Origin of the sequence: Paucibacter sp. JuS9, from assembly GCF_044043925.2 — a bacterium.
In the GTDB taxonomy this organism is placed as follows: Bacteria; Pseudomonadota; Gammaproteobacteria; order Burkholderiales; family Burkholderiaceae_C; genus JAUASW01.
In genome coordinates, this window is record NZ_CP194172.1 from 2,070,502 (window position 1) to 2,089,774 (window position 19,273).

17 protein-coding genes and 1 other RNA gene are annotated in these 19,273 nt (G+C 63.3%); 9 read left to right on the plus strand and 9 right to left on the minus strand.

Annotated features, from left to right (window positions below):
- Window positions 1-4: 4 nt before the first annotated feature.
- From ABT392_RS09205 to ABT392_RS09220, 4 genes are read right to left on the minus strand one after another with little or no spacing between them, the layout of a single operon-like run.
- On the minus strand, window positions 5-994 hold the full coding sequence (locus tag ABT392_RS09205; RefSeq protein WP_334275561.1) for an ABC transporter permease: 990 nt from the start codon (window positions 992-994) through the stop codon (window positions 5-7).
- Window positions 987-2,111: an ABC transporter permease gene (locus ABT392_RS09210; RefSeq protein ID WP_395385953.1), complete on the minus strand. Its 1,125-nt coding sequence runs from the start codon at window positions 2,109-2,111 to the stop codon at window positions 987-989. The genes ABT392_RS09205 and ABT392_RS09210 overlap by 8 nt, the downstream gene beginning before the upstream one ends.
- Window positions 2,108-3,688, minus strand: coding sequence for an ABC transporter ATP-binding protein (locus ABT392_RS09215; protein ID WP_395385952.1), 1,581 nt, complete (start codon window positions 3,686-3,688; stop codon window positions 2,108-2,110). Before ABT392_RS09215 ends, ABT392_RS09210 begins: the two co-directional genes overlap by 4 nt.
- Window positions 3,689-3,700: 12 nt before the next feature.
- Window positions 3,701-4,687, minus strand: coding sequence for a BMP family lipoprotein (locus ABT392_RS09220; protein WP_334275564.1), 987 nt, complete (start codon window positions 4,685-4,687; stop codon window positions 3,701-3,703).
- Window positions 4,688-5,014: 327 nt separating this feature from the next.
- Here ABT392_RS09220 and ABT392_RS09225 point away from each other — a divergent pair, with 327 nt between their 5' ends.
- The 3 genes from ABT392_RS09225 to ABT392_RS09235 are packed head-to-tail and all read left to right on the plus strand — an operon-like array spanning window position 5,015 to window position 9,021.
- The gene (locus ABT392_RS09225) at window positions 5,015-5,281 is read left to right on the plus strand and encodes a FeoA family protein (protein ID WP_334275565.1); all 267 of its coding nucleotides are present in this window, start codon (window positions 5,015-5,017) and stop codon (window positions 5,279-5,281) included.
- A gap of 6 nt (window positions 5,282-5,287) precedes the next feature.
- Window positions 5,288-7,174 (plus strand): ferrous iron transporter B, encoded by a 1,887-nt coding sequence (gene feoB, locus ABT392_RS09230; RefSeq protein WP_395385951.1) that lies wholly within the window; start codon window positions 5,288-5,290, stop codon window positions 7,172-7,174.
- A 41-nt stretch (window positions 7,175-7,215) separates the two neighbouring features.
- Window positions 7,216-9,021 (plus strand): DUF885 domain-containing protein, encoded by a 1,806-nt coding sequence (locus ABT392_RS09235; protein ID WP_395385950.1) that lies wholly within the window; start codon window positions 7,216-7,218, stop codon window positions 9,019-9,021.
- A gap of 221 nt (window positions 9,022-9,242) precedes the next feature.
- Here ABT392_RS09235 and ABT392_RS09240 read toward each other — a convergent pair whose 3' ends face one another.
- On the minus strand, window positions 9,243-10,199 hold the full coding sequence (locus ABT392_RS09240) for a hypothetical protein (RefSeq protein ID WP_395385949.1): 957 nt from the start codon (window positions 10,197-10,199) through the stop codon (window positions 9,243-9,245).
- A gap of 148 nt (window positions 10,200-10,347) precedes the next feature.
- Between ABT392_RS09240 and ABT392_RS09245 the strand changes: the two genes are divergently transcribed.
- The 4 genes from ABT392_RS09245 (at window position 10,348) to ABT392_RS09260 (ending at window position 12,982) form a co-directional block, all read left to right on the plus strand.
- Entirely contained in the window at window positions 10,348-10,713 is a 366-nt protein-coding gene (locus ABT392_RS09245) for a hypothetical protein (RefSeq protein ID WP_395385948.1), read from the plus strand.
- A 240-nt stretch (window positions 10,714-10,953) separates the two neighbouring features.
- Window positions 10,954-11,610: a rolling circle replication-associated protein gene (locus ABT392_RS09250; RefSeq protein ID WP_395385947.1), complete on the plus strand. Its 657-nt coding sequence runs from the start codon at window positions 10,954-10,956 to the stop codon at window positions 11,608-11,610.
- Entirely contained in the window at window positions 11,607-11,834 is a 228-nt protein-coding gene (locus ABT392_RS09255; protein WP_395385946.1) for an excisionase, read from the plus strand. Before ABT392_RS09250 ends, ABT392_RS09255 begins: the two co-directional genes overlap by 4 nt.
- On the plus strand, window positions 11,831-12,982 hold the full coding sequence (locus tag ABT392_RS09260) for an Arm DNA-binding domain-containing protein (RefSeq protein WP_395385945.1): 1,152 nt from the start codon (window positions 11,831-11,833) through the stop codon (window positions 12,980-12,982). Before ABT392_RS09255 ends, ABT392_RS09260 begins: the two co-directional genes overlap by 4 nt.
- Window positions 12,983-13,104: 122 nt before the next feature.
- Here ABT392_RS09260 and ssrA read toward each other — a convergent pair.
- The 4 genes from ssrA to ompA all read right to left on the minus strand — a co-directional run bounded on the left by ssrA (window position 13,105) and on the right by ompA (window position 15,747).
- Window positions 13,105-13,477, minus strand: a transfer-messenger RNA (tmRNA) gene (gene ssrA, locus ABT392_RS09265).
- Window positions 13,478-13,573: 96 nt separating this feature from the next.
- Window positions 13,574-14,260 (minus strand): phosphoglycolate phosphatase, encoded by a 687-nt coding sequence (gene gph / locus ABT392_RS09270; protein WP_464970958.1) that lies wholly within the window; start codon window positions 14,258-14,260, stop codon window positions 13,574-13,576.
- 8 nt (window positions 14,261-14,268) lie between these two features.
- The gene (gene ubiG, locus ABT392_RS09275; protein ID WP_395385944.1) at window positions 14,269-14,973 is read right to left on the minus strand and encodes a bifunctional 2-polyprenyl-6-hydroxyphenol methylase/3-demethylubiquinol 3-O-methyltransferase UbiG; all 705 of its coding nucleotides are present in this window, start codon (window positions 14,971-14,973) and stop codon (window positions 14,269-14,271) included.
- A gap of 99 nt (window positions 14,974-15,072) precedes the next feature.
- Window positions 15,073-15,747: an outer membrane protein OmpA gene (ompA, locus tag ABT392_RS09280; protein WP_334275579.1), complete on the minus strand. Its 675-nt coding sequence runs from the start codon at window positions 15,745-15,747 to the stop codon at window positions 15,073-15,075.
- Window positions 15,748-16,017: 270 nt separating this feature from the next.
- Here ompA and gyrA point away from each other — a divergent pair, with 270 nt between their 5' ends.
- Both gyrA and ABT392_RS09290 read left to right on the plus strand, forming a co-directional pair.
- A complete protein-coding gene (gene gyrA, locus ABT392_RS09285; RefSeq protein WP_395385943.1) occupies window positions 16,018-18,666 on the plus strand; it encodes a DNA gyrase subunit A in 2,649 nt (882 codons plus the stop codon).
- Window positions 18,663-19,271, plus strand: coding sequence for a DUF2059 domain-containing protein (locus ABT392_RS09290; RefSeq protein ID WP_334275581.1), 609 nt, complete (start codon window positions 18,663-18,665; stop codon window positions 19,269-19,271). The genes gyrA and ABT392_RS09290 overlap by 4 nt, the downstream gene beginning before the upstream one ends.
- Window positions 19,272-19,273 lie beyond the last annotated feature (2 nt).

The following is a 19,273-nucleotide window of genomic DNA, read 5'->3' on the forward strand; positions in this document are numbered from 1 at the left end:
TCTTTCAGCGCTCTTTGACGTAGGGGCGGCCCAGCGCCTTGGGCGCGAGTGCCTGCCCGATGAAGCCGGCGAGCAGAATCACCGTCAGCAGATAGGGCAGCGCCTGGATTAGTTGCACCGGCACTTCGCCTCCACCCAATCCAGCGGGCAGCGATACGCCTTGCAAGCGGATGGCCACGGCATCCAGGAAGCCGAACAGCAGGCAGGCAAACATCGTCGGCAGCGGCTTCCACTTGCCGAAGATCATGGCGGCTAGGGCGATGAAGCCGCGACCGGCGGTCATGTTCGGCGAGAACGAAGCGTTCTGCGCCAGCACCAGATAGCTGCCGGCCAGGCCGCACAGCAGGCCATTGATCATCAGCGCCGCATAGCGCAACTTGGGCACCGAGACGCCGGCGGCATCGACCATGGCCGGGTTCTCGCCCACCGCGCGCAGGCGCAGGCCCGGCTTGGTGCGCTGCAGGAAGAACCAGACGCCCGCCACGCCTGCAAAAGCCAGGTAGACGAGGATGTTGTGGCTCAGAAGACCATGGCCGATGATGGCGCCGAGCCAGGGGCCCAGTGCATCTGCGGCACCTGCAGGCTCGCTCCAGGCTGGGATCAGACCGGTGAGGCGCACCGAGCTGTCGACCGGCGGCGTTTGCCCGCCCTGCTGGAACCAGGCGATGCCCAGCACCACGGTCAGGCCGGCGGCCACCATGTTCAGTGCCACGCCCGACACCACCTGATCACCGCGATGGGTGACGCAGGCGAAACCGTGGATCAGCGAGAAGACGCAGGCCACGGCAATCGCGGCCATCAGGCCGAAGCCGGTGGAATGGGTGACGCTACCGACGGCCGCTGCTGCAAAGGCCGCCGCAAGCATCTTGCCTTCCAGGCCGATATCGATCACGCCGGAGCGCTCCGACACCAGGCCGGCCAAGGCGCACAAGAGCAGCGGCGTGGTCACGCGCAGCGTGGAACCCAGCACCGAGCCGATCAGGATTTCATCCATGGGCGGCTCCGTTCTTCCTGTTCTTGAACGCCGTGTAGAGCTTGGCAAACATGGGCGCGCTCACCGCGGCCATCGCGCCGGCGAACAGCACGATCAGGCCTTGCGCCGTCACCACCATTTCGCGGCTGAAGCCGGGCATCTCGAAAGCGACTTCAACACCGCCTTGGTACAGCACGCCGAACAGCAGCGAGGCCAGGATGATGCCGACCGGATGGTTGCGGCCCATCAATGCCACGGCGATGCCGGTGAAGCCGGCGCCGGCAACAAAGTCCAGCGTCAGCTTGCCCTGCACGCCCGAGATCTCGTTCACGCCGACCATGCCCGCCAAGGCGCCCGACAGGCCCATCGCCAGCAGCACCTGCATGCGCGGCTTGATGCCGGCGTAATGGGCGGCGCGCGGCGCGCTGCCGACGGCACGCAAGGCATAGCCGGCACGGCTGCGCCACAGGAACCAGTAGACAAAGGCACTGGCCAGGAGCGCGAGGATCAGGCTCAGGTTCAAGGGCGATGAAGGCAGCTCCACACCGAAGTTCGCAGCCAGCTCGTGCAGGGCCGGCATGCGCGCGGCATCGACGAATTCGGCGCTCTCCACCGCCATGCTGCCGCTCGGCCGCATGTGGTTGACCAGCAGATAGACGTTCAGGCTGCTGGCCAGGAAATTGAACATGATGGTCGTGATGACGATGTGGCTGCCGCGCCAGGCCTGCAGATAGGCCGGAATCGCCGCCCACACCATGCCGAACACCGCAGCGCCCAGCACCAGCAGCGGTAGAAGCAGCGGCGCCGGCAAGAGCGGGCCCAGGGCCAGCGCCATCAGCGCAACGCCGAGGCCGCCAAAGGTGGCCTGGCCTTCACCACCGATATTGAACAAGCCGCCATGAAAAGCAACCGACACCGCGAGGCCGGTGAAGATGAAGGTGGTGGCGTAGTACAGCGTGTAGCCGATACCGCGCACGCTGCCGAGCGAACCTTGCAGGAGCATGCTCAGCGCCTGCAGCGGGCTCTGGCCGATCAGGACCACGACAGCCCCGGTGACGAGCAGCGCCACGAACAGGTTCCACATCGGCAGGAGGCCGATGTCGATCCAGCGCGGCAAGGAGATGGCTTGATGGCTCATGCAGCGGCCTCCGCGGCTTCGCTCGCCTGGGCCGCCATCAAGAGGCCCAGCGATTTTTCGTCACACTGATCGATGCCCAGCTCGCCGGTGATGCGGCCGCCGTTCATCACGATCACGCGGTCGGCCAGGGCCAGGATTTCGTCCAGCTCCGAGCTGACCAGCAGCACAGCGCAGCCGGCATCGCGCAAGGCGCGCAACTGGTTGTGGATGAACTCGATGGCGCCGATGTCCACGCCGCGCGTGGGTTGGCCCACCAGCAGGACGATGGGCGCCTGGCCGATCTCGCGGGCCAGGATCAGCTTCTGCTGGTTGCCGCCAGAGAACTTGCTGGAGCCCAGGTTCTCGTCGCGCGGGCGCACGTCGAAGCGCTCCTGCATCTCGCGGGTCAGCGAACGCATGCGTTGCTGGTCCATGCCCCAGGCCAGCGGCTTGGACGCGTACTGTTGCTGGTAGCCCAGCGCCGCCGTCTCCCAGGCGGGGAAGCTCATCACCATGCCGCAGAGGTGGCGGTCTTCCGGCACATGCGCGACTTTCAGCTCACGGGCGCGGCTGGGGTTGAGCCAGTTCGCGGCTGTGAACTTCTGGCCGGCCAGTTGCAGCTCGCCGGCGTCCGGCGCATGCATGCCCGACAACACTTCCAGCAGCTCGCTCTGGCCATTGCCCGAGACGCCAGCCACGCCGACGATCTCGCCTGCCTGAAGTCGCAGCTTGATATCGGAGAGCACGGCCACGCCCTGCTCGTTGCGCAGCGAAATTCCATCGGCCGACAAGCGCAGATCAGCGCCCGGCTTGGCCGCGCCGGCGGTGCGGCCAAGATTGACCTTGCGGCCCACCATGGCTTCGGCAAGGTCTTCGGGGTTCGTGGAGGCTATGGCGCAGGTCTTGATGACCTGACCCGCGCGCATCACCGTCACTGCATCGCACAAGGCCATCACTTCCTTGAGCTTGTGCGTGATGATGATGATGGTCGTACCCAGGCTGCGCAGCTTGCGCAGCGTGTCGAACAGCTGCAGCGTTTCCTGCGGCGTCAGCACGGCCGTGGGTTCATCCAGGATCAGGATCCTGGCGCCGCGGTACAAGGCCTTCAGGATTTCCAGGCGCTGCAGCTCGCCCACCGGCAGCTCGCCCACCAGCGCATCGAGCCGCACTTGCAGGCCGGTATCAATCATCAGCTTCTGCAGGCCGGCACGCACTGTCTTGGCGCCAGGTTTCAGCCAGAAGCTGGGCTCGGCGCCGAGCATCACGTTGTCGAGGCAGGAGAGCGTATCGACCAGCATGAAATGCTGATGGACCATGCCGATGCCCAGCGCAATGGCCTGGTGCGAATTGCTGATGGACACGCGATCGCCACGCACCTCGATATGCCCGCCATCCGCCTGGTAGTAGCCATAGAGGATGGCCATCAACGTGCTCTTGCCGGCGCCGTTCTCGCCCACGATGCCATGCACCGTACCCTCGGCCACTGCCAGGCTCACGCCGCGGTTGGCCTGCACGGCGCCAAAGCGCTTGTCGATCTCGCAGAGACGGACCGCAGGATGCAAGGATGGCGCCGAAGCGCCACGAAGGGGTTCAGACATGCCGCGAACGGATCAGTACTTGCAGGCGTTGTCGGCCATGTAGTCGGCCACCTTGATCTTGCCGGCAATGATGTCGGCCTTGTAGGCATCGACCTTGGCCTTGACCGCCGCACTCACCAGCTTGGCGTTGTGCTGGTCCATCGCGTAGTCCACGCCGCCTTCTTTCAAGCCCAGGTTCTGAACGCCGGGCTGGAAGCCCTTCAGGACGTTGTAGACCGCGACGTCCACGCGCTTGACCATGGAGGTCAGCATCGTGCCGGGTTGAATGTGGTTCTGGTTGCTGTCAACGCCGATGGCCAGCTTGCCCGCATCCTTGGCGGCTTGATAGACGCCCGAGCCCGTGCCGCCAGCGGCAGCGAAGACGATGTCCGAGCCCTTGGCGAACTGCGCCTTGGCCAGCTCGCCGCCGCGCGTCGGGTCGTTCCATGCGGTGGACGTGGTACCGGTCATGTTGGAGAAGACCTCGGCCTTGGGATTGGCCGTCTTGACGCCTTGCTCGTAGCCGCACTGGAACTTGCGGATCAGCGGAATGTCCATACCGCCAACGAAGCCGACCTTGCCGGTCTTGCTGCTCAGCACGGCCATGGCGCCGACCAGGAAGCTGCCTTCATGCTCCTTGAACAGTACCGACTGCACATTGGGCGCGACGACAGCTGCATCGATGATGGCGAACTGCGTCTTCGGGAATGCCTTGGCCACCTGCTGCAAGGCCGAAGCCTGTGCGAAGCCAATGGAGATGATGGGGTTGGCGCCACGCTCGGCCATGCGGCGGATCGCCTGCACGCGCTGGGTGTCATTGCTGATCTCGAACTCGAGGTAGTTCTTGCCGGTTTCCTGCTTCCAGCGTTCGACACCGCGGTAGGCCGATTCGTTGAAAGACTTGTCGAACTTGCCACCCATGTCGAAGATCACCGCCGGATCGGCCACCGCGGGCACGCTGGCAATTGCAGACAGGGCCGCCGCGACAACGCCGAGGCTGAACGAGGAAACAAGCTTCATGGGAGTACCGATCAGGCTGTTGTGAAGGTGGGCGCCATTCCCGGCACCCTGCCGCTTTATATCGCGCCCCTGGCCCTTGCCCGAGACTGCTTTGCCGGCATTTTAAGGAGCCGCAGTGTACAAGCAGCCTGCGGGAACTACTAAACGTTTGCGCCCCAGCATTGGCGGGTTTGCGCAAATTTTCTGGGCGCTCATTCCGGGGCGCATTTCGGGGCTCAATGCAAGCACTGTTTCGGGGCACCACCGAAAGCCGGTCCGGGCTTGATTTACATCAGTCAATGAGAATCAGTCTCGTTTAAGATGCCAGAACCGCTGCGGCACAGAACAATGACTCCGACACCCACCCCCACCACCCTCGCTGAAGCACCCGTTGGCGCCGACATGCAGATCGACGCGGTGCAGGCGCCGGCGGAAGCCCCGGAATGGGGGCCCTGGCTGGAGCAGATCGGCTTCGTGCCCGGCGAGCCAGTCCGCCTGATGACGCGTGCCGCCCTGGGTGGCGACCCGCTGGTGGTGCGCATCGGGCATTCGACCTTTGCCCTGCGCAAGGCGGAGGCGGCCTGCATCAGGGTCTCGGCAACTGCCGCCACCTGAAGCGGCATGCAGCAGCACAGCGCCACCATCCATGTCCATCCTGCCGGCCTGCTGCTGGCGCTCGTGGGCAATCCAAACTGCGGCAAGACAGCACTCTTCAATCGCCTGACCGGCAGCCGCCAGAAGGTGGCCAACTACGCCGGCGTGACCGTCGAGCGCAAGGAAGGCCGGATCAAAACCGCCAGCGGCAAGACGCTGCGCCTGCTCGACCTGCCCGGCACCTACAGCCTGTACCCGCGCTCGCCCGACGAGCGCGTGACCTGCGACGTGCTGGCCGGCCGTGCCAAGGGCGAGCGCAAACCCGACCTCGTGGTCTGCGTGCTCGATGCCACCAACCTGCGGCGCAATCTGCGCCTTCTGATGGGCATCCAGCGCCTGGGCCTGCCCTGCGTGGTCGCCCTGAACATGGCTGACCTGGCGGCTCGGCGCGGCATCCATATCGACGCCGAGGCGCTTTCGCGCAGCCTCGGTGTGCCGGTGATCAAGACCGTCGCCACCCACGGCGATGGCATTGCCGAGCTTACCGGCGTGCTGGAGCAGCGCGATCACTGGCGCCCTCTGCAGATCTCGGGGCTCAGCGCCCAGGGCCATGCCGATCAGTCGGACCAGGCCCGCGTCAACAGCATCCTCGGTGAACTGGGCCTGGCCGCACAGAGCAGCGAGCTGCCGAGTGACCGCGTGGACCGCTGGGTTTTGCATCCGGTTTTCGGCCCGGCCCTGCTGGCCGTGCTGCTGTTCCTGCTGTTCCAGGCCGTGTTCAGCTGGGCCGAGCCGCCCAAGGACCTGATCGAGGCAGGCGTTTCCTGGCTGGGCCAGCAAGCCATCACCTTGATGCCCGACAACTGGCTGCGCAGCCTGCTGGTGGACGGCGTCATTGCCGGCGCCGGCGGCGTGCTGGCCTTCCTGCCGCAGATCCTGATCCTGTTCTTCTTCATCCTGGTGCTGGAGGAGTCGGGCTACCTGCCGCGCGCGGCCTACCTGCTGGACCGCATGATGGGCTCGGTGGGCCTGTCGGGCCGCAGCTTCATTCCGCTGCTCTCAAGCTTTGCCTGCGCCATTCCCGGCGTCATGGCCACGCGCTCGATTGCCAACCCGCGCGACCGCCTGGTCACCATCATGATCGCGCCGATGATGACCTGCTCGGCGCGGCTGCCTGTGTATGCCTTGCTCATAGGCGCCTTCGTCCCGCAGCGCGAGCTGCGGGGCGGCATCGAACTGCAAGGCCTGGTGCTGTTCGCGCTCTATTTCGCCGGCATCGTCGGTGCGATGGCAGTGGCCTGGATACTCAAGCGCTTCACCAACGGGTCGCAGACCCGGCCGCTGATGATGGAACTGCCGGCCTACCATTGGCCACTGCCACGCAATATTGCCATCGGCCTGTGGCAGCGGGCCGAGATCTTCCTGCGCCGCGTGGGCGGCATCATCCTGGTGCTGACCGTAGCGCTTTGGGCCTTGTCGAGCTTCCCCGGCGCGCCCGAAGGTGCCACCGGGGCGCCGATCCAGTACAGCATTGCCGGCTGGCTGGGCCGCGGCCTGACGGTGATCTTCGAGCCCATCGGATTCAACTGGCAGATCAGCCTCGCGCTGGTGCCCGGTCTTGCTGCCCGGGAAGTGGCGATCAGTGCACTCGGGACGGTCTATGCACTCTCGGCTGCCTCCGGCGATGCAGCGCAGGCCCTTGGCCCCTTGATCGCGCAGAGCTGGAGCCTGCCCACCGCTTTCTCGCTGCTGGCCTGGTACGTGTTTGCACCGCAATGCCTGGCCACGCTGGCCGCGGTGAAGCGCGAGACCGGCGGCTACCGCATGCCGCTGATCATGGCGGCCTATCTGTTCGGCCTGGCCTACCTGGGGTCCTTCATCACCTACCGTGTGAGCACCTGGCTCCTGGGCTGAAGCGGCTATGCTGCCCGCCTTCGAGGAGACGAGAGGCCATCATGCCCAAGAAAAATTTCACCCGCACAGCCCTGACCGGCGCCGCCCTGCTGGCCGCGCTGACACTGGGCGCCACACCTGCCATTCAGGCAGCCACGCCTGTCAACACAGCCGCCAACAAGGCATCAGCCCAGGGCAAGGCCTTCAATCAGCTGAGCCATCAGTTCATCGAAGCGCTGTGGCTGCTTGACCCGGATGCCGCGCTGTATGCCGGCCGCTACGAGCAGGTCGCCAAGCTGCCCCTGCCAGACGCAGCGACGCGAGCACGGCAACTGGCCTTCGCAGAAGACTGGCTCCAGCGATTTGCCAACGTTGACGAAGCGAAGTTGACCGTCAACCAGCGCACCGACCTGGCCCAGCTGCGCAACAAGCTCGAGTCCGACCGCTTCTACCTCGGCAGCTTCCGCGAATTCGAATGGAACCCGGCCGCCTACGGCGTGGCCAGCGCCCTGGACCTGATGCTCAGCACCGACTACGCGCACCTGCCCACGCGGCTGCGCGCGCTGTCCGAGCGCATCGCCGCAATTCCAGCCTACTACCGCGCCGCCCAGGCCAGCATCAAGAATCCGACCCTGGAGCACACGCAACTGGCCATCCGCCAGGCCCCCGGCAATGTGAGCGTGCTGGACGACGTGGCCAAGGCCGGGCAGTCCGCCAAGGCTTTGAAGCCGGCCGAAAAGGCCCTGCTGGCCGAGCGCATCGCGGCCGCCAAGGGAGCCATCCAGGGCCAGATCGACTTCCTCAAGGGCCTGGAGAAGGAGCTCCTCGCCAACCCGGCCAGCGCCCGCTCCTTCCGCATCGGGGCGGCCTTGTACGAACCCAAGTTCAAGCTCGACATCCAGTCCGGCCGCTCGGCAGAACAGACCTACGAAAAGGCCCTGGCCGCGCGCGAGCAACTGCTGGCGCAGATGGACCAGCTCGCCGACCAGCTCTGGGCCAAGACCCTCGGTGATGCGCCCAAGCCCGCCGACCGCACCGCGAAAATCGGCCAGGTCATCGCCAAGCTCAGCGAGCGCCACGTGGCCCGCGCCGACTTCTTCAAGGAAATCCGCCGCCAGATCCCGGTGCTGCAGGACTGGGTGGTCAAGCACGACCTGCTGACCATGGATGCGAAGAAGCCGCTGGTGGTGCGCGAAACGCCGGTCTACGCACGCGGCGTGGCCGGTGCCGGCATCGAGGCGCCCGGCCCCTACCGCCCGCAGGACCGCACCTACTACAGCGTCACGCCAATGGACGACATCAGCGACGCTGAGGCCGAGAGCAATCTGCGCGAGTACAACCACTGGATGCTTCAGATCCTCAACATCCACGAAGCCATCCCGGGTCACTACACGCAGCTCGTCTACGCCAACAAGTCACCCTCCCTCGTGAAGGCCTTGTTCGGCAACGGCGCCATGGTGGAAGGCTGGGCCGTCTTCAGTGAACGCCTGATGCTGGAGAGCGGGTACGGCGGCAACGAGCCCGAGATGTGGATGATGTGGTGCAAGTGGAACCTGCGCAGCGTCACCAACACCATCCTCGACTACAGCGTGCACGTGAAGGGCATCAGCGAGGCCGAGGCCCTGGACATGCTGATCCGCCAGGCCTTCCAGACCGAACAGGAAGCCCGCGAAAAGTGGCGCCGCGTGCAACTCAGCTCCGTGCAACTGACCAGCTACTTCTCAGGCTACAGCGAGATCATGGCGCTGCGCGAAGCCCGCAAGGCCCAGCTCGGCGACAAGTTCAAGGTCAAGGCCTTCAACGAGCAGTTCCTGAGCTATGGGAGTGCGCCGGTGCACGTGATTCGCGAACTGATGATGCAGCGCTGATTGCACTGATCGCAAACAGGCAGGAAAAAGGCCTCGATGAATGAATCATCGAGGCCTTTGAATTTGGTGGAGCCGGGGGAATTGAACCCCCATTGCAACATTTAGCCATGCCACTCAGATCGATTCGCGTGCGAATCACGTGCGAACTGTTCGGCTATCGATAGCCGCTCGACTGCCAATATTCGTGCCAAGCACCGACTCCGACACCTTTCACCAGCACCTTACCTTAGCGCCAGCCCCAAACTTTCCAGCGCTGCGATGAGCACTTCCTTACCCGCCGCAGTAAGCGTAAATCCTGCCCTGTCATCTCGCATCAATTGCCCTTCAACGAGTTCCAGACGCTGCAGCGAATTGAACGCTGTGTCAATCAAGTACGGAAAGCTTTCTAGTTGCTTACTCAAGGATTCGCCCGTTCGAGGCCCTTGACGCAACCCGTAGAGAAGAGCCACCTCCAAACCCTGCAAGCCATTCGTGGCCAGCGACTTACGAGTCGCGGGACCAGCGAGCCGAAGTCGATCCGTGCTGATCGTCACCGGCGGAAAATCAACCAGTGATTTCAGCGCCTCGTGCTCAGTCAATTCACGCCACTGCGCTCTGGCTACTGCAACTGCAGAACTGCTTTCAGCAGCAGGTGGCAAGCTGGTACCCGGCGCTTCGTCGCCGTCTGCTGGACCATCCTGAGGCTCGTGCGTGGCTTTTAGTTGACTGCTTGCGGCCCTAAGTGCCGCCTCGAGATCACCGTTCTCGGCTTGCAACCGCGTGATAGTCGCTTGCAAGTCCTCTTCTCTGGCCTTGTAGCGTTGAACCAATCGGTCCCGTTGCTCCTGCGTGAGCACAGCAGTCTGATCAATTGCCGTCAACTGATTGAGCGTCAATGTTTGTTGCGCCCGATGGAACGTCATGATTCTCCGGTTGACGTATGGATAGACGAACACGAATGCCACAGCACTAACCAGCGGAAGCAGCACTCCGTAGGCGGCCTTTGCGAACGCAAAGGAATAGAGCACCTGATCGATGTACTTGATCTTGTCGGCGACAGTTCCATCGCCCAAAGCAACCATGACCAACCTTGAATTCCAGGCCAACCAAGCTAGCGCGAATGCGCCGAGCAGCGGGTTGGAGAGTCGCTCGCGAATCTGATCGGTAATCGCGCTAGCAAAATCCTTCAGAAAATCCATCTTTCCTCCCGCTAGATTTGTTGTCCGTTCATGCAGGCATGCCGCCATTCCATTCGCAGCAAACCAAGCGCCCGACTGAGCTACACCGAATGCACACAAAACAGACATGCGAGGGTAACCCAAACTCCCTTGCTGGTATCCTGTTGCCATGAAGCGCAAGCGCAACACGCAATTGGTTCCGCCCGACAAGGCCAAGGAGCGCCACGATTTTCTAGACTCGGCGATCTTCCGTTTTGAAGGGCAACTTGACGAGTTGGAGGCAGCGATCGGCATGTACATGATCGGGCGCCATTTCGGCTGGAAGGTGCTTCACCTGATCCATACGAAGAAGACCATCCGGAAGTACGAACAGATCCTCGGGATAGAAGTTCGCGAGGAATTTGACGAGGTCGGGGCTGACGCTGATCGGTCTAACGCCTGGAAACTTGCTCAGGGCATTGCGAACTTCTGGAAGGTCGTTTCTGGCGATGAAAAGCTTCCTCTTGAACGAGAGGAACGCCGCACCGTGACGTAAGGGATCCCCAAACTCCTTTACAAGGCTTTCAAAATCCCTTCCAATGAAGGGACTATGGAAAGCCCTTCAAACAGCATCCAACCCCAAGCCGCCCCGTTTCGCGCGGCAGCGCCGCCAGGCGCGCCCCGCGAAACGGGAGCGGAAGCTGGGCTTGTCACTTCTAAAACAAGTGGAACGCCAGCAGACCTCATAGAGATAGATCCTTTTCTAACTCGTCTTCGGCGCATGAGCCGGTCCGTGATGACCGCAGCCCGAATGCACGAGTTCGAGTTGCGCCACAGGCGCTTCAAGCCCGCCATGCTGACCCTGACCTATCGAGAGGTCGGCGCATGGAACAAGCGGCACATCAGCGACCTTCTCCAACGCATCCGCCAATGGCTCAAACGACGCGGCCACACGCTGCGCTACGTCTGGGTCGCTGAACTCCAACAGCGCGGCGCCCTGCACTATCACGTGGTCCTCTGGCTACCGCGTGGCTTGACCCTTCCCAAGCCGGACAAGCAAGGATGGTGGACCCATGGTTCAACTCGAATTGAATGGGCTAGAAAGCCAGCCGGCTACCTCGCCAAGTACGCAACCAAGCTCGACTCCAAAGTCGGAATTGGCTTCCCTCCAGGAGCGCGCTTGCACGGGAAGGGAGGGCTCGAAGACTTTGGACGTTCGGTGGCGCAATGGTTCAGCCTGCCCCAGTGGGCCCGAGAGATCTGCGACTTGGCTGGTCGCGCAGTGCGTGCCAAGGGTATCGGACTGGTTGACCGGGAAAGTGGGGTTTGCCTGCCGTCGCCCTGGCGGGTGTCCTGCGGTCCGGCAGGTACTTTCTTTGCTCAGCGCACATTCAGCTATCTCGATTCAGTCCGAGGAGTAGCCGGCCCGTTCTCATGGATTCCAGCCCAATGAGCGCCTACCTTTTGCCCTTGCAGTGGGTTCGCCTTGCGAAGTACTGCGAATTGAGCGGCGACACCTCAGACGCAGTGCATGCGCGTCGTCGCAAGCGCCAATGGACCGATGGCGTGCATTGCCGGATCGGCCCTGACGGCAATGTCTGGATCAACCTATCAGAGGTGAACAAATGGGTGGAAAGCCGACAACAAAACGCGAGTTGGCCTGCCCTCGGGGCGTGAGCATCCGCGAGTTCAAGACCGAGCGGCGCATACAGGTCGCCTTCAGCTTCAGAGGCACTGAATGCCGCGAGTTGCTACCGCCAGCGCCAATCACGCAGAGCGCCCTCACTTACGCCGGTGGCCTGCGCGCCGAGATCCTGCGAAAGATCGCAGACGACACCTTCCACTATCCGGACTACTTCCCCAAGAGCAGCCGCGCCAAGCAACTCGACAGCGGTCGCCGCACCTCCATGCGAACGCTGCTAGACCGTCAGCTAGATCTGTACGAGCGCCAGCACGAGAACGGTGCCCTCAGCCCCAGCACCCTCGACGGCTACCGCAAGGCCATCAACAGCGAGCGGATGAAGTTCTGGGATGAGATGGCTCTGGGCGAAGTCACTCCGAGCAAACTGCGCGACTGGATCGGCGCACTCGGTGTCACGCCCAAGCGGGCGCGCAATCTCCTCACGCCCTTGCGCAGCGTCTTTGAGGATGCGCTCAATGACGAGCTGATCGACTACAACCCGTTCGACCGCATCGCGCTTGGCAAGCTGCTACGGCAGACCACTAAGGCCAGTGACTACGAGGTCGACCCATTCACCGCAGCAGAACGAGCAACCTTGCTCGATCACGCACGCGCCGATGAACGGCCCATGCTTCAGTTCTGGATGAACACCGGCCTGCGGCCAGGCGAGTTGATGGCCCTGCGCTGGGGCAAGGTCGATTGGGTGGCCAACAAAGCCCGCATTGACCGCAACCTGGTCGCGAAGACTGAGAAAGGCCCGAAGACCGCGGCAGGCATTCGCGACGTTGACCTCAACGCCGATGCCATTGCCGGCCTGACAGCTCAGAAAGGCGCGAGCTTCCTGGCCGGAGAACACATTTGGCTGAATCCCAGAAACGGTATGGCCTGGGAAACGGACGCGCAGATCCGGAGAACGCTCTGGGAGCCGCTATGCAAGCGCTCGGGCGTTCGCTACCGGAACCCCTACCAAGTGCGCCACAGCTACGCCAGCGCCCTTCTGACGGCCGGCGCGAACCCTTGGTACGTCGCTCAGCAACTCGGCCACGTCGACGTGCAGATGGTTTTCCGTGTCTACGGCAAATTCATCAGCCAGGACTACCAGCGACCGCAAGCAACGGCGCAGCCGCTCGCCAGCGAGGCTTAGACGCCTTCACGTGCGAATTCGCGTGCGAATCAGGTGCGAATTGGCGGCCAATCAGCGCCAATTTAAGGAGACTTGATAACCCCTTCACCTAGGAGCTTTCATAGGTGAAGGGGCATCGGATTTGGTGGAGCCGGGGGGAATTGAACCCCCGTCCGTCAGCCATCACCGGGCAGATCTACATGCTTAGCCTTCTGATTTGAATCTCGCGGTCAACTCGCGCATGGGCACGCTAGCTTTCCCGCCAGTCACTAAATCTCGTCCCTCGCCGAGTGACCCGGCAAGGAACCAGCCAATGTGAGTGACTTCTCAGCTTTCCGTCTTGCGACTTGAGCCCGGCCCATTGGCCAACCGTTGAGAAGCTCAACTGCAATTAAGCAGCGAGTGCGAACGTAGAGTCGTTTGCAGTTACTTTGTTTCCAGATGGATTTACGAGGTGACTGGTCCTCGGCATGCCCCACTCCGGATCCGCACCCACGTCGAAACCTGGTCGGCCCCAGAAGACTTAGATTATGCCAGCCAGGCGAAGTTCAAGACCCGGCGCAAGAAATTGATCATCTCGAGGGGAATAACACCCTGGAAGCGCACCTCATCTCACTGCGCCTGCAGCCATGCCAGCAGCTGCGCCGGCGTATCGACGATCAGGTCTGCACCCCAGTCTTCAATGGCTTCACCCTGCCCCAGGTAGCCCCAGGACACGGCGACCGTGAACATGCCGGCGGCGCGGCCGGCCAGGATGTCCCGATGGTCATCGCCGACGTAGACGCAATGCTCAGGCGCCACGCCGGCGCGGCGAGCCGCCTCCAGCAGCGGCGCAGGATGCGGCTTGGTGTGCGGCGTGCTATCGCCGCCGACGACGGCCGCTGCTCGCACAGCCAGCCCAAGGCCCGCTGTCAGCGGCAGCGCGAAGCGCTCGGATTTGTTGGTCACGATGCCCCAGGCGAGTCCGGCATGGCTCAGCGCGTCCAGCAATTCAGGGACACCAGCAAAAACCTGGGTCTCCTGTAACAAACGCAATTCGTAGCGATCAAAGAACTCCGCCCTGAGTGCCCCGAAGCGGGGATCCTGAGGCGCGACCTGGAAGGCCAGGCCCATCATGCCGCGCGCGCCAGCCCCCACCATGGGCCGCAGAAACTCGAGCGGCAAGGCCGGCAAGCCGCGAGCGACCAGCATTTCGTTGGTGGCACCGGCAAGATCGGGGGCACTGTCGACCAGCGTTCCGTCGAGGTCGAACAGCACAGTGCGAATCTCGGCGGCCTGGGCGGGCCGAGAGCTCTCCATCACCGCGCTCATGCCGGCTTGCGCAGGGCGATCAGGTAGTTGACGTCCGTATCCGTGCCCAGCGCGTAGTGCTGGGTCAGCGGATTGAAGGTCAGCCCCTTGCTGCTGTGCAGGTCCAGCCCGGCATCGCGGCAGTACTGTGCCAACTCCGAGGGCTTGATGAAGCGGGCGTATTCATGCGTGCCTGCAGGCAGCATCTTCAAGACGTATTCCGCGCCGACGATGGCCAGCATGAAGGACTTCAGGTTGCGGTTCAGCGTGGACATGAACACCCAACCGCCCGGCTTGACCAAAGTGGCGCAGGCCTGCACCACCGAGGCCGGGTCGGGCACATGCTCCAGCATCTCCATGCAGGTGACCACATCGAAACTGGCGGGTTGCTCGGCGGCGAGTGCCTCAATCGCCACTTCGCGGTAGTCCACGCCTTCAGTGCCGGCTTCCATGGCATGCAGCTGGGCCACCTTCAGCGGCTTCGTCGAGAGGTCAATGCCCAGCACCTGGGCGCCCTTGCGCGCCATGGAGTCGGCCAGGATGCCGCCGCCGCAGCCCACGTCCAGCGCGCGCAGGCCGGCGAGCGGGCACAGGCCGTCTATCCAGGCAAGGCGCAAGGGGTTGATCTGATGGAGCGGCTTGAACTCGCTCTCGGTATCCCACCAGCGGTGGGCCAGCTCGCCGAATTTGGCCAGCTCTTGGGGGTCGGCATTGATCGTCATGGCGGGCGCAATCGTATAGCGAATGGGCAATAAAAAACCCCGCCGGAGCGGGGTTCTTGGGAGATCGATGCACCACCTTGAGGTGATGCAGTCTCTTGCTTAGCGGTTGCGCGTGCCAACCACTTCGATTTCGACGCGGCGGTTCTTGGCGCGGCCTTCGGTGGTCTTGTTGTCGGCCACAGGCTGCTTCTCGCCCTTGCCTTCGGTGTAGACGCGGTTCTTCTCGACGCCCAGGCCCGTCAGGAATGCCTTGACGGCTTCCGAACGACGCACCGACAGCTTCTGGTTGTACTCGTCGCTGCCAACGCTGTCGGTGTGGCCGACGGCGATGATCACTTCGAGGTTGATGCCCTTGGTCTTGCTGACCAGGTCTTCCAGCTTGGCCTTGGCTTCGGGCTTCAGGACAGCCTTGTCGAAGTCGAAGAAAGCGTCAGCCGCGAAGGTGACCTTTTCGCTGACCGGTGCTGGCGGGGCAACAGGAGCGGCCTTCGGAGCGGGGGCAGGAGCGGGAGCCGGTGCGGGGGCAGGAGCCGGTGCAGGTGCCGGTGCGGCCACTGGCTTGGGCTTCACAGCGCCGTCGCAATCCTTGGCGGCGGTGGCAGGCGTCCAGAAACCATTGCGCCAGCAGTGTTCGTTGGTGCCGTTCTTCCAGACGGAGCCGTCGGTGGCGCGCCAGTTATCGATCACCTGCGGTGCCGAGGCTTGAGCGAATGCACCGGAGCTGGCGACAAGAGCGACTGCGAACAGCGACGCCACGCGATTCAATTTCTTCATGATTCTCCTCTCAAGGAATGCCGCAGTTGCCCTGCGAGAACGCCCATACACGGGGATTGAAACCTAAGGAGAAAACCGAACATGCGGGTTTCTCCCAGGGATCAAACGATTGTGCCATAGGGCACTTGACCGTCCGCATTGTGGCGCCCTGCTGCAGGGCGGTACTGCACCAATGTTGCGCAGGTACTACAGCGTCACGCGAATAGAATAAACGCTTCCGAATCCATAGCATCTCGGCCCACCTGCGAAGGTGCGAGCCGCGCCCAGCGCATGACCCAGTTCGCCAAGGAAACACTGCCCATCAGCCTCGAAGAGGAGATGCGCCGCTCGTACCTCGACTACGCCATGAGCGTGATCGTGGGACGGGCACTGCCCGATGCCCGTGACGGCCTGAAGCCCGTTCACAGGCGCGTGCTGTTCGCAATGAACGAGATGGGCAACACCTACAACGCCAAGTACCGCAAGTCGGCGCAGGCGGTCGGTGAGACCATGGGTAAATACCACCCGCACGGCGACTCGGCGATCTACGACACCATCGTGCGCATGGCCCAGCCATTCAGCCTGCGCCACATGCTGATCGACGGCCAGGGCAATTTCGGTTCCATCGACGGCGATAACGCCGCGGCGATGCGATACACCGAAATCCGCCTCGACAAGATTGCCCACGAATTGCTGGCCGATATCGACAAGGAAACCGTCGACTTCGGCCCCAACTACGACGGCAGCCACAAGGAACCGCTGGTCCTGCCGACGCGACTGCCGAATCTGCTGGTCAATGGCTCATCGGGTATTGCCGTGGGCATGGCCACCAATATCCCGCCGCACAACCTGAACGAGGTTGTCGATGCCTGCCTGCACTCGCTGAAGAACCCGGATTGCTCGATCGACGAGCTGATGGAAATCATCCCGGCACCCGACTTCCCGACTGCCGGCATCATCTACGGCATCAATGGCGTGCGCGATGGTTACCGCACCGGCCGCGGCAAGGTAGTGATGCGCGCCAAGGTGCACTTCGAGGACATCGACAAGGGCGCGCGACAGGCCATCATCGTTGACGAGATCCCGTATCAGGTCAACAAGAAGACGCTGCTGGAGCGCATTGCCGAGCTGGTTCACGAGAAGAAGATCGAGGGTATCAGCCACATCCAGGACGAGTCGGACAAGTCCGGCATGCGCGTCGTCATCGAGTTGAAGCGCGGCGAAGTGCCCGAGGTTGTCTTGAACAACCTCTACAAGCAGACCCAGCTGCAAGACAGCTTCGGCATGAACATGGTGGCGCTGATCGACGGTCAGCCCAAGCTGTGCAACCTGAAGGACCTGATCACGGTCTTCCTGGAACACCGCCGCGAAGTGGTCACGCGCCGCACGATTTTCGAGCTGCGCAAGGCCCGCGAGCGCGGCCATGTGCTGGAAGGCCTGGCCGTCGCGCTGGCCAATATCGACGAGTTCATCGAGACGATCAAGACTTCGCCGACGCCGCCCGTGGCCAAGGCCGCCCTGATGAGCAAGAGCTGGGATTCGTCGCTGGTGCGCGAAATGCTCAGCCGCGCCGAAGGTGGCAGCTCGGCCTACCGCCCGGAGGGCTTGCCCGCCGCCTATGGCATGCAGGACGACGGCCTCTACCGCCTGTCGGACGACCAGGCCAGCGAAATCCTGCAGATGCGCCTGCAGCGCCTGACCGGCCTGGAGCAGGACAAGATCGTCGCCGAGTACAAGGAAGTGATGTCGCAGATCGCCGATCTGCTGGACATCCTGGCCACGCCGGCCCGCGTCACCACCATCATCAGCGAAGAGCTGGTGCAGGTGAAGCTCGAGTTCGGCCAGACCAAGCTCGGCGCCCGCCGCAGCGTGATCGAGCACAACGCGCAGGAGCTTGGCACCGAAGACCTGATCACGCCGACCGACATGGTCGTCACGCTCTCGCACACCGGCTACATCAAGAGCCAGGCACTGAGCGAGTACCGCGCCCAGAAGCGCGGCGGCCGCGGCAAGCAGGCCACGCAGACCAAGGAAGACGACTGGGTCGATCAGCTCTTCATCGCCAACACGCACGACTGGATCCTGTGCTTCTCCAACCGCGGCCGCGTCTACTGGCTGAAGGTCTGGGAAGTGCCGCAGGGTTCGCGCAATTCGCGCGGCAAGCCCATCGTCAACATGTTCCCGCTGCAGCAGGAAGAAAAGATCACCGTCGTGCTGCCGCTCACCGGCGAGTTCCGCAGCTTCCCTGAAGATCACTTCATCTTCATGGCCACCGCCATGGGTACGGTCAAGAAGACCTCCTTGAAGGACTTCAGCAACCCGCGCAAGGCCGGCATCATTTCGGTGGACCTGGATGAAGGCGACCACCTGATCGGCGCGGCGCTGACCGACGGCAAGCATGACGTGATGCTGTTCAGCGACGGCGGCAAGGCCGTGCGCTTTGACGAAGACGATGTGCGCCCGATGGGCCGCACCGCCCGCGGCGTGCGCGGCATGATGCTGGAACCCGATCAGCGCCTGATCGCGATGCTGGTGGCCGAGGATGAAAACCAGAGCGTGCTGACCGCCACTGAAAACGGCTTCGGCAAGCGCACCGCCATCACCGAGTACACGCGCCACGGCCGTGGCACCAAGGGCATGATCGCGATCCAGCAGAGCGAGCGCAATGGCCGCGTGGTGGCCGCCACGCTGGTGCACCCTGATGACGAAATCATGCTGATCACCGACAAGGGCGTGCTGGTGCGCACCCGCGTCTCCGAGATCCGCGAGCTGGGCCGTGCCACGCAAGGCGTGACCCTGATCGCGCTGGACGATGGCGCGAAGCTGTCGGGCCTGCAGCGCATCGTCGAGAACGACGCGAACGAGCAGAGCAATGAGGCCGAAGGCGGCGACCTTGAGCAAGGCGACCAGGCCGGCGACGACAACTCCACCAAGGAATGAACGTGATCACCAAGAACAAGCTGGCCGCGCTGGCCCTCGCCTCCTGTGCCGTCTTGGCGCAGGCGCAGACGGCCGCTTCGGCGCCGCAGATCTCGCCGGCCAAGAAGGAGCTGATCACCCGACTGTTGACCATTCAGACCGCCAACGCCGAAGGCATGGCCCGCAACCTGGCTGGCGCACCCCTCGGCCCGATGGCGCAGGAAGTGCGCATCGCGATGCAGCAGGTACCAGCCGAGAAGCGGGAAGCCGCGGCCAAGGCCATTGAAAACGACGTCAACAAGTTCGGCGAGGAAGCGACTCGCATGATCAAGGAGCGCATCTTGAAGCTGGCGCCCGAGGTGGTCAGTCCGATCCTGGATGCCCGCTTCAGCGAAGACGAGCTGCGCCAGATCTTGGCCTGGCTGGAGTCTCCGGTGGCCAAGAAGTTCGACTCCGTCAGTCCAGAAATGGGCCGAGCCCTGCAAGGCAAGGTGATGCAGGACCTGGGCCCGGCGCTGGACGCCCGACTCAACACGCTGCGCGGGGGCATCGTCAAGCACCTGGGCCTGACGCCACCATCCAGCTCGGGCACGCCCGCCGCCAGCAAGCCCCCAGCCAAGAAGTAATT